Origin of the sequence: Paenibacillus sp. FSL R5-0766 (assembly GCF_037971845.1) — a bacterium.
In the GTDB taxonomy this organism is placed as follows: Bacteria; Bacillota; Bacilli; order Paenibacillales; family Paenibacillaceae; genus Paenibacillus.
Map to the genome: position 1 here is coordinate 6616150 of NZ_CP150227.1, position 13270 is coordinate 6629419.

Sequence of the window (13270 nt, forward strand, 5' to 3'; positions counted from 1 at the left end):
CTGGATGGTATCCAATGTCCCTCATTTATTAAGCTTATGTTCAGTCACTGTAACGCTTCTATCCAACCTATTACGAACGTTCTGCTTTCGGCAATGCATTACGTAAACGCTTGGCTCGATAACTCTGATATGCACGAATCAACATGCCAATGATGATCATGACCACACCGATGTTAATTGCGACATCAGCGAGATTCAAAATCCCGCGCCCTGACGGAAACACGAGGAAATCCGTTACCCGGGCATAGATAAATCGATCGATCGCATTTCCTAAAGCCCCACCGACCATAAAACCCGCGCCAGCTTGCATCCAGAAACCGCGAATCTCACCTTTACTCCGGTAATACAGCATACCCGCTATGAACAGAACAGCAATCACACCGAACAGACGCGCATTCCCCTGAAACATGCTACCAGCCATTCCACTGTTCTCGTAATGCTGTAACTGCATGCCAGAGTCACCCAGTCTCATCACGTCGCCAACTTCCATATACATTCTCACTGCAATTTTGGTTCCCTGATCCACCAAAGTCACCAGCAGTGCTACAAAATAAAACAGCATCGTGCTTCTCCTCCTGCCTACTGAGCGATAACTTATTTTAACTTTAAGAGTTTTGTATATTAGGTTCCCTTCACTTTAACACAGCCGATGTACGGTCTCCAAATAAGTCATCTTCAACCAAACTTATCACGTCGACTAACATCGTGCAGTCTGCATTCGGAAGGTACTGTACCAATCCATGTCGAATGTAGACATCAATCATATACGTAAAGGGGCTGCCTGTAATTTGAACCTGACCACGACAGAGAAATTAAAGGAGATGCAACAGGAAGAAAAGGACTTGGTATTTGGCACATTTGATTCTGAAACGGCGCTTAACCTTGGCCTGCATCTAGTTGAAGAAGCGAAGCGTCGTTCCCAAGCCGTGACCATCGACATTACCCTGAAGGGACATCGTCTCTTTTTGCACGCCATGGAAGGCACTCATCCCGACAACGAAGATTGGATTCGCCGCAAGAACAACGTGGTGAATCATTTCTCTTCCAGCTCTTGGCATACAGCTCTGAGGTTGAGAAGCGCAAACCAGACACTTGAGCAAGACCTCAATCTGCCTGCATCGGACTATGTACTGGCTGGTGGCGCTTTCCCGCTGATTCTGGAAAATGAGGGACAGGTCGGTACCATTACAGTATCGGGTCTGCCTGATGAGGAAGACCATGTTCTGGTTACGACTGGCATCCGTTCGTTTTTGTTGCGGCAAGATTAGATTAAATGGAGCAAAAAAAGCCCACCTGATTAATATAGATCAAGTGGGCTTTACTAGCTTAAGCGGTGCTCAGGACGGATTTTTACTTTTCATAATATGGTACACATTGCTAAAACTGCCGGAGAGAATGCCTGTAATCGGGAATATAGCCCAATTAATATCCCACCGTTGATATACAAAGCCTGTGAACAAGAAGATGGCTGTCGCCAGCGGCCATACAATCGCTTCCACGGCTCTCACAATTTTTACTTCTTGCTTCTTCTCTACCGTCAACTGGTGCTTCTCCAGCAAGTTCGTGTAAGCCCCCTGAATATTACCGTAATATACAAACAGGAATGCTCCTACCCCAGCCATAACCATAAAGGCAGATACACCATAAGAGGCGTAGTTATCATTGATAGAGGAGGCTGCGAAAATAAACACAGGAGACAGAATGCACAGGCAGACACCCGTAATGATGGCTATACGATAAGTCAGAGCGAAGCTCTCACGACTGTGCTGAATACTCATTTTAAGTGTATAAGGAAGCTGGAAACCCTTCTCCATATGACTGAAGCGTTCAAGCTTCATGCCACTGTGAATGAACATGCCTACCGCAATGGCAATCAGCACGAACATGCCGATCAGGCCCAGTACAGCCCCCGTTTCCACCGAACGGTTTGCAGCTGAAGTGGCATAGTTCTCAAATAAAGTATCCATGAAAATCAGAAACGCCACACCCGACGCGCACAATAAAACACCCAGCCCGATCCAAAATCCGGCATTTCTTTTTGCAGTGGTATATGCGTAGGCTTCTTCTTCCGTCAGCACAGGTACTGCCTCTTCCGCACTGACTGGTTGAATACCGAGTTCTGCAGTTAGCTCCTCGATATTACCGAATTCTGAGATCACAATACCGATGGCTTCATTCTCCGACTTGCCTTCCCGCTTCAACTCCAGGTACTTATCTTCCATCCCCGAAAGGAGCTCCTGCTTCAGATGCTCCACCTCGGGTGTCTTCGGCAGACCAGCAAACATGTTCTCCAGATACACCATAATTGTCTCCATGTTCCGTCACAACTCCCTGATAAATAGATTAACAACCTCCTGCGTAACCTTCCATTCCTCACACTTTTCTCTGTAATAGTCGAGGCCGGGCGGCGTAATCCGGTAATAGGTACGACGCTTTCCCAAACTATTCTCATCCAGGTAAAACGATTCAATATAACCGTTCTTCTCCAATCGGGTGAAGGCCGAGTATAATGTCGTCTCCTTCATGACGTACTTTTCCTCTGTCAGCTGCCTGATGTTCTTGGAAATCTCGTAGCCGTACGACTCCCCTTCGAGCAGCATGTAGAGGATCAGCGTATCATTGTAGCCACGTATAACGTCACTGCTGATCACAAAAGATACTCCTCCTCATTACTTCATCTGTCGTAGTAGTTAAAGTATAGCACAATTTACTACGACAGGTGAAGTAGTTATGCCAAAAATGGGCAATAAAAAATCCGTACCTGGGATAGGGCACGGATTTTCTTCTTGTTCCTGCAATTTAATTCTTGCGTTTATTGGATCGCTGAGAGAACATCCAGCAGCATGGATTTGAATTTTGGCCGATCAATGGCCTCACATACACGTACATTGGGCTCTTTGCCAAAACGTCCGTTGATATCGACCACGCTGTATCCACGTGTCAGTTCTCCTGCCGCTTCCACATCCACATAATATTGACCCGACTTGGTCATGATGGATTCATCCGCGGCTACAGCCATCAGCAACGTATCCGGATGAGTGGTGCCATTCAGCTTATGTACCGACTTGTTGAACTGCATGACCACTTTGTTAATTGCGGTGAAGAAGTCAGCACCGGATGTACCAAGAGCTGCAATCTCTGCATGATCGTCATCGTCCATCACTGAATATTGAGTACACATCTCCCAACCAACCATCGTGATCGGAATGCCCGCATGAAGTACAATTTTCGCTGCTTCCGGGTCCACGTAGAAGTTATACTCCGCCGCCGGTGTGATATTACCCAGTGCATTATTCGTTCCACCCATGATGTACAGGTGAGCAATTTCTGGAATAATCGTGGGGTCTTTCTGAATTGCCATCGCAATGTTAGTCAGTGGAGCAATAGCCAGAAGTTCAATTTCGCCCGGATGTGCATGCACCTTCTCAATGATAAAATCAACCGCATGCCCGCTCTCGGGACGCTGATCCGCCTTCGGGAAATGCGCGCCGCCCATGCCATCATCGCCATGTACGTCTTCCACTGTGCGGTGCTGAGCTTTACCGTAGGCCATTAGCGGACGCTCGCAACCTTTATACACAGGCACCTTGCCGCCATGTCCAGCAACCTGTACCGTGTACAGGGCATTTTCAACCTCCTGGTCGAATTGTACGTTACCGCCCGTAATCGTAATGCCCTCCACCTGAAAGTGATGCAATGCCGTCAGGATCGCAATCGTATCGTCTCCTGCTGTATCTGTATCGATGATGACTCTTCTCATGATGCCGCGCTCCTTCTTCCGTTTGATATTCATTTAGAACAAAATACAACATTACACTTAATAACTCTGCGAACAGAACAATCTTAAGATCGCTGTTACCCTCAGATTTTTTTATATACCTTCTTTCAAAGGTAAAAATCAGATGATAAAGGCGAACGCTTCGCTTCTCCAGATTTTTTCTGTCCTCTTCGTTTTCGTGTAAACACTATATTGATTCTAAATTATCGTTTATCTCTAGGCCTATTTTACATCAAAAATGTACCGATGACGATGGAAACGCCAATGATAATCGAACGCAGCAGCTGTGCTACTGCCATATTGCCTCGTGCGATTTCTTCGCATACTCGCATTTTAGGCGTAAGGAAATCAAATATAATATAGACCAGGCACAACACAATAATTCCAAGCGCCGACCACAGTAGCATATCCAGCCACGAATGAGTTGAGAAAGACACCATGCCTACGATAATACACAGTCCCAGCAATTTACTGCCCATATACATGCCTGCCGCTTCGTTACCTTTGGCAATTTCATCACTATCGTCATACCGGGTCAATTTGCTAAAAGCGAAATATCCACACACCAATACCACCAGCAGAATGCCTATACCCACCGCAACATTCAGCAAGTTCAATCCCAAGTTCTCCATTCCTTCTCCTCCTCATCATTCATCCGTTCACGAACTGTAGCCGCGCAATAATAGGCCATATCTCCAGTTACTTTCTCCCCGACCCGTGGCAGCAACCCAGCCAAACGTCCACCGATAACAAACACCCCTGTAAGCAGATAACCACTGTACGCTCCATCTTCTGTCTCGATCACGGCCTGTTCCATCGGAACCAGCTGCTGATAGATTTTGGGCTGGTTTTCGTAATAAGCTGTAATTTCTTCATCCTCGTCTGCTGCCCCAGATGCAAGATTGGATTCCAGCGCCTCGTTAAGAGGATGCTCCGTATCCTGCTTTCCAGGGGCATTGTCCGTTCCTCCATCCAGTAAAAGCGTTCCTCTACCTTCGCGCCCCCAATAGCTTTTGGCTACATATGGTATGACGTTCAGTTCGAAAGGCTCAGCAGAAAAATAGGTGGGCAGCAGATATCGGGAAATCACGTCCATCTCTGCTTCATCAAAGAGGGTAAACCCGCAATATTCCGGAGTTTGCTCGTTCCGCTCGTAGAGCGACCAGATTGCCGCCATGAAGCCTTTACTCTGCATCAGTACATGCTGAACCGGATTCATCAGGCCCAGTCGTCCATCACGTACAAGTTCAAGCAGTTCAGCACCAATCTCCACCCCTGTCGTCTCATCCCGATCATCAATCAGATACTCCAGTGGATAAAGGCGATACAGTAGGTTAATCTCCCGACCCTGATGGTAAAGCGCCTCCCCTGGAACAATCTCCAGTTCCTCAAGTGCAGCATAGAAGACTTCGTATCCAGCTTCCTGACAACGTTTCATCAGGTATTCCGTATTTGTTCGATCTTCGACATGTTCGCCAAAAGAAGTGAATGTCACCGGACCCTGTAATCCCTGCTCTGCATAGAATTCCAGCCATATCCTGAAACACTCCCGAATAAGTGTATCCATCTCGGCAGATGGTGCAGTTAGCGCAGCATCCTCAGCAAGACCGACCAGGATATTTTCCAATGCAGCAGCCTCCGGTATGCCCGTTGGAGTGTCCGTATTATTTTCAATACACTTCGGCCCAGCTTCTCCAATAATCCAGTCCTGACGGGTAATGCCTCCAGTTACCAACTCCATACGTGCTGCCGGAATAAGCCCCGGATGGATACCCAGCTGATGCTCCAAAAAAGAATCCGGCATATATTGCTGGATAAATCGCATCACTTTACAGTAAATGCCGTCTACCGCCTCGGCTGCGGTACGCAGCTCTTGTACCTCCGAGGGAGAATAAACCGTTAATGCAGGCACACAATATTGTTTCCCATACATTCGATGATATGGAATCTGTTGTTCCGTTTCACCCTGAAATACCTCTTCGTGACTTAACGGCAGTTGAACCACTTGCCTCATCCGGTTATCCTCCCGAGCTGCGGAAGAAGCTACCGAAGCCGCTTGATTTGGACTTGGGTTTGCTATAGGAGCTGTTACTGTCCTTGTTGCTTCGATACGACGACCCACCGTAGTAATAGTGCCCACTGCTGGAATCATATTCACATCCGGTATCATACTCCGGGTCACATTCATCATTGTTGCTGCCACAACCGGATAACACGGCAGGAACCGCCAGCATCAGGGAGAAAGCAACCAGCTTTGCTTTCGATCCGGGTTTGGATGCTTGCCCCCGCTCTTGGTCACTCATCACAGATCCACCTCTTTCATATAAAACAATACTTTCTTACGATCCGCATCTAGCACAGAATACAGGAACTCATACGTCTTGCCACCGCGAACCATGTAATGGTCCAGCAGTTGCTCGGCAAGCTCCATTGTATAAGTGGATGACGCTGTGAGTTCCAACTCCTGAAATGAACTTCCATTCCACAGCATATACTCTGCGCTATACATGGAAGACATTTTGCACATCGCCAGCGCAGCATCCGCAATGGCTGCACCGTACTCGTCCGGCATCTGTTGGTCATACGCCGTCACATATACTGCATGTTCCCGCCCATCTTGGCATTCATTGGACAGATGCGCCCAGAGTTTGTTTTTCACCAAGGTAGCATCCACCAGTTTGCGCATGAACAGTTCATCTCGTGTGACTGAAGTCTGTTCCAGCACCCCCGTCTCCGCCTGTCGATCATCCGACCAACTCCGATAAGTCAATGAATAATAGATACCGATAACCTCCCTTTTTGCGAGCTCTTAGGTGAGCCGTTTCAATTCATACAAACGTATTTAACGCATCAGAAGGAAAAAAGTTACACTATTCACCATGACATGTAATAAAGAACATGTTGGCTACCTTCGTTCTCCGATTAACGAAGCAGGAAATAACATACTGTTTTCTACTTTTGTTTTGGTACGCAATCCAGTTCAAAAAGGCCGGAGAAGACTCTCCGACCGCACTTGTTTAATCTTATGCTTATACTATTCTGACTTATAACTCAGCCCACTGGGCCAATACATCATTGTATTCATTGGACAATTGCTCACGTTCATTCCAGATTTGTTCCAGTTCAAGCGGATTGTTCTCCACCGTTTCCAGCTGTTGGTCCAGCACCTGAATCTGTGCCTCAAGACGAGCCAACGTCTGTTCCAGCTTCTCCGCAGACGGTTTGTTGCCATTGCCACTTCTATGATTCGATGCAGCTGTTGCCGAAGGGGTCAACGCCTTGCTTGATCCTGTGGAAACTTCATAATCACGACTTCCATCGGGAGCCGCAACAGTGGAACCGTTCATTGTCGAGTTTGTTTCTGGTTTCTTTCCTGATCTGGCAGTCCCGCCGGGCGCGGACGTTAACCCTGACTTCATCTCTGACTTGGCATTCCCACGAGAAGAAACGCCCACGCCTGCTGTAGCCTGAGTTGTCACCGCCGCACGAGCTTGCAAATCAAGCTTCTTCTCACGATACGCCTCATAGTCTCCCAGATAAGCGGTCATCTGTCCGTCCTCCAGTTCCCAGACACGGGAAGCGAGGCGATTGACGAAGTACCGATCATGTGAGATGGCAAGTACGGTCCCTTCAAAATCAACCAGCGACTCTTCCAGCGCTTCTCTCGATGCGATATCCAGATGGTTGGTTGGCTCATCGAGCAGCAGTACATTGGGTTTACGTTGCACCAGAAGAGCTAGCCGCAGACGCGTCCATTCCCCACCAGATAATTGCCCAACAGAGCGGAATACATCCGCTCCATAGAACAGATATCGGGCCAGAATCCCGCGAGCCTCGCCTTCCTCCACACCCGCTTCCAGACGGAAGTATTCAAGTACGTTCAGCTTTGGATTCGTGGGTTCCTCCTGTTGAGCCAGATATCCGACATCCACACGCGCCCCCCACTCCAGCTTGCCCGCATTGGGTTGCTCGTCACCAAGCAACAGCTTGAACAGGGTCGTCTTGCCAGAACCATTCCGGCCAATGAGTGCAATTTTATCCCCATATTCCAGCAGACCCGAGATTCCGCGCAGGATTTCACGCTCGCCATAGCTCTTCTCGACCTGTTCCAATATTGCTACCCGCTTTCCCGTTCGATCCGTAGGACGCACATCGAACTCGGCATTGCGGCGCTCCAGTACAGGACGCTTCACCTGTTCCATCCGCTCCAGCGCCTTGCGCATGGAAGCGGCCCGCCGGAAGAACTTTTCATTCCCACCAACCCGGCCCCACTCCTCTAACTGGCGGATCGTTTCCTTCATTTTCTTGATAACCTTCTGCTGCTCCTTGAACTCCTCGAATTGCTGCAACAGCCGTTGTTCCTTTACTTTCATATATTCCGTATAACCGCCAGCAGACGTTTCCGCTTCCCCATCCTCCAGCTCCAGTGTTCGATTCACGACCCGATCCAAAAAATAGCGATCATGCGAGATCAGGACAATGGTACCGAGATATTCACGTAAAAATCCTTCCAGCCACTCAACCCGCTCCAGATCAAGATGGTTTGTCGGCTCATCCAGCAATAACAGGTCGGGTCTTACAATTAGCTGTGAAGCCAGCACCACCCGAGTCTGCTCCCCACCGGACAGGGAACCAAAGCGCCAACCATAGTGTGCCTTGGCGATATCCAAACCGTCCGCCACCTGATCGATCCGGGCATCCATTTCGTATCCACCCTCACGCTCGAACTGGTCTTGCAGTGCCGCGTAGCGTTTCAACAGGCGCTCCAATTGATCAGGGTCTGCTGCACATGCCGGATCGGACATCTGCTGCTCCATTTCCTTCATTTGCGTGCGACATATCATAAGCTCCTTGAATCCAAGACTTAGTACATCCAGTACGGTATGGTCATCCAATCCTTCTGGAACCTGAGCCACATATCCCATTCGTGTATCTTTCTTGATCATCAATTGCCCTTCATCCGGCTTGTTCAGTCTTGCCATCAGGCGCATAAGTGTGGTCTTGCCGCTTCCGTTGCGGCCAATCAGGGCGACCTTGTCACCTTCCATAATTTCAAACGTAATGCCGTCCAGCACCAGATGTGCTCCGTGGTATTGAGTCAGTTGTTGCGCGCTAATCATCATCATAATAAGGTTCCTCCTATGGTATGGAAGATCCTGACCGCAACACAAAAAGAGCCGCAGGAGGTTAGCTCCACGGCCCTTCAGAATTCAAGCACTATCGCTTATCGTCCGAATGAGGTCAAGGCAGGCATCTTCTCGCAAATGTTAACTTCCGTATATTCAAAATTGGACAGACTTCTCCCGTTGGTCAGAAAAGTATGAACAATGCCAGCCATAGCAATCGGCAGCTGGCTAATACGGTTGTTAAGCATCTCGTGATTCACCTGTCTTCACCTCCCTTGTCATAATTAATGCCAATATATCACAGAAGGCTGTGTCCCTGCAACCAGCCCATCGCCCAATTCATCCTTACTCCACAGTAGCTACTGCTCTGATTAATCCCTGCCCCGTCGCCGAAGCATTACATCCCTGATCGCCACCGTAATAAGTGTTAACATTCCCGAGGTACCCAGTGATGCGCCGAGCAGGGCATATCCGATGCCGTTCCACCCGCCAATATCGATGCTGATCATGATTACAACGGCACCGCCAAGCAAGGCCACACATGGCAATATATATTGTACCCACGTCATTCGTCGTCCTTGCAACCGGTAGATAAGCCATTCAATCAGCAGCTGCACCGCCCACATTCCCAATGTCCACAAGATCAGTACTTCCATAAGGTTCCCCTCCTGTTGCTGGATGGATTAAGCCCTTTGTTACATACCTTACGTTACTTCAACCAATCCGAGAAAAAGTTCCGGTACCCTTCTTTCATCTTCGTGCGCGAAAAAGCACCAAACGCATACTCCCGGTTGTCTTCTGACACACTGCGCGGCGCAGCCGCAGCCATGTTCACCAGTTCAAACCAGTTATCCTCGTTGCCTGCAAAGGCATGCGTGGATCGAATGTGCCCGTAGCAGGCATGCTCCGGTTTCACAACCATTTTGCCCATCGCCATCGCTTCCGTCAGAGGCATCGCAAACGTATCAAAGGCCGAACAGTTCCAATACACCTTGGATGAGTTCATCAACGTAAATATCTCATCCTGCGTGAGCGCAAACTTAAGCTTCACGTTGGGAGGAATGTCGTACTTCTTCATGGTTTCCTTATAGCGTACACCGCCAAACACCATATATATTTCCTTGTCCGGGTTCTGCCGAGCATATTCCAAAACTAGATCCGGTCGACGGTTCGCTTCATCCCTACCGATCCAGAGCACCCGATTATGCACGACCTGGCTCGGGTCATAGTGCCGGTGCGCCAGCTCTTCACTAAAGCCAATCGGAATGACGTTCACGTCATGTACACCGAAATTGCGGCCCAGTTCTGTTTTCAAAAACTCGGTCTGTACAATTGCTTTATCCACCATCGTATAAAATGGCTTCATCATCTCATATCCCGTCAGCGCGGGATCGGGGAAACTGTGCGGGAACAATACACTCTTCGGTAAGAACATCTTCAAAAACGTAAACCCGGATACGGTGTAGATAACATGCTCTATATTTTGACTATGAATCTGATCCAGCACGATATCGTAGTTCACCAGGTCACCTTTCTCATGCTCATAACCCGGCAACCAGTCGTATCCGCTGACATGACGTTCCGGCGAGATGAACACAATATCCACGCCCAGCTCCAGACCAATCTGCTTCAGCCGATCCGCAAATACGCGTGGCCCCTGTGCTTCCGTGAATTGAATTTTACGCATAACAAGTCCGACTTTACGCAAGCTTCTCACCCCTCATTTCTATTCCTCACCCATGTGCTTCATGCACTGTTCCAGCGTCGCTGCCGTCTCATACCACTGGTTACGCAACTGTTTCTTCGGCCACACACATTCCTCACTTCTCAGGTCACCATCAATCAAACGCAGCATCCAGAGTGAGAATACAATAGCATAGGCATAGTACCATCCTGCAAAAGAAACCCGTTCAATCTGCATGCCCAGGCTCCCCAGTTTGTCCAAATAAACATCCATGACCCGCTCTCGCAATGCAGGCGTAACCGTTCTGGGAAACAGCGGATGCGAGAGATCAACTAGGTGAACTATATCCCACAGCGGTGTATTCAGATGGGCATGCTCCCAATCCAAGATGACCAGTCTGCCGTCCACCTCAGCCATGTTACCTGGATGCAGGTCTCCGTGACACAAAACGGTTGGTAGTTCTTCCTCTGCCGTGAGGATCAATCTAGTGATCTTGTCCCAAACGGATGCGGATAGCTGCATATCCAATCTGGATAACAGTTCATCGGTAGATTGCCTATGCATTTGCAACTCATCCAACATTGTGCGAATGGACGGTTTCTGCCCCACGCGAGGCAGTTCGCTCCAATTCGTAACAGGTAGCGCATGCCAAGCCGCCATCTGTACCGCTACACCGAGCATCGTCGCTTCTTGCGAATCATGCACCAGTTGCCCCAGATCCTCGTAGATCATCCAGCTCTTTGCTGGAGCAATGGTAAGATCCGACGCTGCAATGAGTTGCGGATAGATTGGAGGTAGACCAGACATCACACGCTCGTACATCCATCGTTCCCGTCCATGCTGCGCAGGATTCGTCAGTGGTTTGAAAATATAACTTTCACCGGAAGAAACAGTGAATCGCTCCACATATCTTCCGTTCATTCCTTTATACAATTGTTCGCGGCTTGTTATATATTGAACATTCAGCATTCCTTCGGGCGTCACCCAGCTGTATGCATCCAACTCTTCATTCACGCTACCCACCATCCATTTCGTTCTCGCTACCGCTCCGATTATGATTTCTATTCATCATACGTTGCCGCTCACAAGCCTGCAAGCTTTCGTCGTAAGCGCTTATTCAGTGTCTCAATTCAGAGTTTCAAAAGTGCCTGTTGCATTTTGGTTAGTAATCACTTACTATATAATCATGAAAAACAAATCTCATGTGGATAGCAAAAAGAAAGATATCCTACAAGCGGCGATGCGCTTGTTCGCAACCAAAGGCGTTGACGGCATATCCGTCAAAGAGATCGGTGATGCCGCCGGAGTAACCGACGCGGCGATCTACAAACATTTTAAAAACAAAGATGCCGTTGCCCTGGAAGCCTTCACCCAATACTGTGTCGACTATACTGCACTGATTGACGGGTATGTTCGCCGGGAAGGTCCCGTGTTGGAACGCTTCAAGCAACTGGTTACCGAGGTTCTCCATCTGCATGATGAAGATCCCTACGGACTGCTGTTGATTTCACAGAATCATGAAATATTCATTGAAGCTGGAAGCAGCGAGGATTACCGTCAGCCGTTGGATGCGTTAATGGATCTGATCGATCAGGGAATGATGAGGGGTGAACTGCCTCAGCAGGATTCACGGCTTACAGCCGTGCTGGTGATCGGTGCAATTACACGTATGGCGGTCTCCAGTATGCAAGGTGAACTACCGGAGCTGTTGGTACCTTATACGGGGGAAACGGTTCACAGACTTGCATCGATGTTAGGACAGGTACCCCAGGAGTAACAATGGAGATGGGATGAAGCTAGAAATGGATTAGCGGAGCGTAGGGAAAACGACGTGAGCAACTACATTGTTTCCGAAAGGAAACAACCTTCGTAAGTTTCCGCTTATTTCAGCTGAATCCCATCTTCGATGCTGATGATGCCGCTAGGCATGATTTGTAATCAAAAGCGGACTTTTGAACAACTTCTAAAAGAGAATCGTCAGCATACCATTAGGATATACGAATGGATTACCGGGTCACACGTGACCTTTTCTTTTTGCACATGAGGTTAGTGTTCATTAACTAAAATAGTCAGGACGTGTCATCTTCCATGAAAAAAATATTAATTATTCAAGGCAATCCCGTCTCCCCCAGTTACAACGGCGCACTAGCCGAAGCTTACCGTAAAGGTGCGGTGCAGGCGGGTGCCGACGTCCGCATGATCACCCTGAACGAGTTGGCGTTCAACATGAATCTGGAGGGAGGATATCGTAATAAACTTCCACTTGAACCAGATTTGCTGGAGGCCCAAGAAGCGATTAAGTGGGCTGAGCATCTTGTATGGGTATTCCCAATCTGGTGGGGAGGACCACCTGCCCTGCTAAAAGGTTTCGTTGACCGAATCTTTATGCCAGGTTACGCCTTCAAGTATCAGAAAGGAAAACCATTCCCGGATCAACTGCTCAAAGGCCGCACCGCCCGTATGATCACTACCATGGATGGCCCAAGCTGGTATTTCAAATGGTTCCAGGGTGAGCCCGCACATAAAATGATGAAGATCTCCACATTTGCACTGACTGGCATCAAACCTGTGCGGATAACACCTGTAGATCAAGTTGGTAAAAAGTCAGATGAACAGAGAAAGAATTGGCTTGATAAGATTGAGCAGCTTGGGCGGAAGATGGGGTAACTGGATAGTTTTTTG

General features: G+C 48.5%; 16 protein-coding genes. 3 read left to right on the forward strand and 13 right to left on the reverse strand.

What is annotated here, in order from left to right:
- Positions 1-70: 70 nt before the first annotated feature.
- Positions 71-562 carry a signal peptidase II gene (gene lspA / locus MKY66_RS28580; protein WP_076216808.1) on the reverse strand — a complete coding sequence of 164 codons (492 nt, stop codon included), beginning with the start codon at positions 560-562 and terminating at the stop codon, positions 71-73.
- Positions 563-740: 178 nt separating this feature from the next.
- Between lspA and MKY66_RS28585 the strand changes: the two genes are divergently transcribed.
- On the forward strand, positions 741-1268 hold the full coding sequence (locus tag MKY66_RS28585) for a heme-degrading domain-containing protein (protein WP_083657401.1): 528 nt from the start codon (positions 741-743) through the stop codon (positions 1266-1268).
- Positions 1269-1337: 69 nt separating this feature from the next.
- Here MKY66_RS28585 and MKY66_RS28590 read toward each other — a convergent pair whose 3' ends face one another.
- From MKY66_RS28590 to MKY66_RS28645, 12 genes are all read right to left on the reverse strand, one after another.
- Entirely contained in the window at positions 1338-2315 is a 978-nt protein-coding gene (locus tag MKY66_RS28590) for a permease prefix domain 1-containing protein (protein ID WP_076216809.1), read from the reverse strand.
- Between the two features lie 6 nt (positions 2316-2321).
- Positions 2322-2651, reverse strand: coding sequence for a PadR family transcriptional regulator (locus MKY66_RS28595; RefSeq protein ID WP_017691704.1), 330 nt, complete (start codon positions 2649-2651; stop codon positions 2322-2324).
- Positions 2652-2812: 161 nt separating this feature from the next.
- The gene (locus MKY66_RS28600; protein ID WP_036671600.1) at positions 2813-3760 is read right to left on the reverse strand and encodes a nucleoside hydrolase; all 948 of its coding nucleotides are present in this window, start codon (positions 3758-3760) and stop codon (positions 2813-2815) included.
- A gap of 245 nt (positions 3761-4005) precedes the next feature.
- Entirely contained in the window at positions 4006-4410 is a 405-nt protein-coding gene (locus tag MKY66_RS28605; RefSeq protein ID WP_076216810.1) for a DUF350 domain-containing protein, read from the reverse strand.
- Positions 4392-5792: a glutathionylspermidine synthase family protein gene (locus MKY66_RS28610; protein ID WP_076216811.1), complete on the reverse strand. Its 1401-nt coding sequence runs from the start codon at positions 5790-5792 to the stop codon at positions 4392-4394. The genes MKY66_RS28605 and MKY66_RS28610 overlap by 19 nt, the downstream gene beginning before the upstream one ends.
- 4 nt (positions 5793-5796) lie before the next feature.
- Entirely contained in the window at positions 5797-6081 is a 285-nt protein-coding gene (locus MKY66_RS28615) for a hypothetical protein (protein WP_076216812.1), read from the reverse strand.
- Complete coding sequence (locus MKY66_RS28620; RefSeq protein WP_083657402.1) at positions 6081-6548, reverse strand: hypothetical protein; 468 nt, start codon at positions 6546-6548, stop codon at positions 6081-6083. The genes MKY66_RS28615 and MKY66_RS28620 overlap by 1 nt, the downstream gene beginning before the upstream one ends.
- 274 nt (positions 6549-6822) lie before the next feature.
- The gene (locus MKY66_RS28625; RefSeq protein WP_076216813.1) at positions 6823-8904 is read right to left on the reverse strand and encodes an ABC-F family ATP-binding cassette domain-containing protein; all 2082 of its coding nucleotides are present in this window, start codon (positions 8902-8904) and stop codon (positions 6823-6825) included.
- 98 nt (positions 8905-9002) lie between these two features.
- A complete protein-coding gene (locus tag MKY66_RS28630) occupies positions 9003-9164 on the reverse strand; it encodes a hypothetical protein (protein WP_017691697.1) in 162 nt (53 codons plus the stop codon).
- Positions 9165-9275: 111 nt separating this feature from the next.
- Entirely contained in the window at positions 9276-9560 is a 285-nt protein-coding gene (locus tag MKY66_RS28635; RefSeq protein ID WP_076216814.1) for a hypothetical protein, read from the reverse strand.
- Positions 9561-9613: 53 nt separating this feature from the next.
- Complete coding sequence (locus MKY66_RS28640; RefSeq protein ID WP_076216815.1) at positions 9614-10612, reverse strand: glycosyltransferase; 999 nt, start codon at positions 10610-10612, stop codon at positions 9614-9616.
- Positions 10613-10630: 18 nt separating this feature from the next.
- Positions 10631-11602, reverse strand: coding sequence for an aminoglycoside phosphotransferase family protein (locus MKY66_RS28645; RefSeq protein WP_179088594.1), 972 nt, complete (start codon positions 11600-11602; stop codon positions 10631-10633).
- Positions 11603-11774: 172 nt separating this feature from the next.
- Between MKY66_RS28645 and MKY66_RS28650 the strand changes: the two genes are divergently transcribed.
- Both MKY66_RS28650 and MKY66_RS28655 read left to right on the forward strand, forming a co-directional pair.
- Entirely contained in the window at positions 11775-12365 is a 591-nt protein-coding gene (locus tag MKY66_RS28650) for a TetR/AcrR family transcriptional regulator (protein ID WP_076216826.1), read from the forward strand.
- 311 nt (positions 12366-12676) lie between these two features.
- Positions 12677-13255, forward strand: coding sequence for an NAD(P)H-dependent oxidoreductase (locus MKY66_RS28655; RefSeq protein ID WP_076216817.1), 579 nt, complete (start codon positions 12677-12679; stop codon positions 13253-13255).
- Positions 13256-13270 lie beyond the last annotated feature (15 nt).

Excerpts from the sequence above, each read along its gene's own strand:
- lspA (WP_076216808.1), bottom strand. The coding sequence starts at position 562 with ATGCTGTTTTATTTTGTAGCACTGCTGGTGACTTTGGTGGATCAGGGA.
- MKY66_RS28585 (WP_083657401.1), top strand. The coding sequence starts at position 741 with ATGTCGAATGTAGACATCAATCATATACGTAAAGGGGCTGCCTGTAAT.
- MKY66_RS28590 (WP_076216809.1), bottom strand. The coding sequence starts at position 2,315 with ATGGAGACAATTATGGTGTATCTGGAGAACATGTTTGCTGGTCTGCCG.
- MKY66_RS28600 (WP_036671600.1), bottom strand. The coding sequence starts at position 3,760 with ATGAGAAGAGTCATCATCGATACAGATACAGCAGGAGACGATACGATT.
- MKY66_RS28605 (WP_076216810.1), bottom strand. The coding sequence starts at position 4,410 with ATGGAGAACTTGGGATTGAACTTGCTGAATGTTGCGGTGGGTATAGGC.
- MKY66_RS28610 (WP_076216811.1), bottom strand. The coding sequence starts at position 5,792 with ATGAGGCAAGTGGTTCAACTGCCGTTAAGTCACGAAGAGGTATTTCAG.
- MKY66_RS28615 (WP_076216812.1), bottom strand. The coding sequence starts at position 6,081 with ATGAGTGACCAAGAGCGGGGGCAAGCATCCAAACCCGGATCGAAAGCA.
- MKY66_RS28625 (WP_076216813.1), bottom strand. The coding sequence starts at position 8,904 with ATGATGATGATTAGCGCGCAACAACTGACTCAATACCACGGAGCACAT.
- MKY66_RS28635 (WP_076216814.1), bottom strand. The coding sequence starts at position 9,560 with ATGGAAGTACTGATCTTGTGGACATTGGGAATGTGGGCGGTGCAGCTG.
- MKY66_RS28650 (WP_076216826.1), top strand. The coding sequence starts at position 11,775 with ATGAAAAACAAATCTCATGTGGATAGCAAAAAGAAAGATATCCTACAA.
- MKY66_RS28655 (WP_076216817.1), top strand. The coding sequence starts at position 12,677 with ATGAAAAAAATATTAATTATTCAAGGCAATCCCGTCTCCCCCAGTTAC.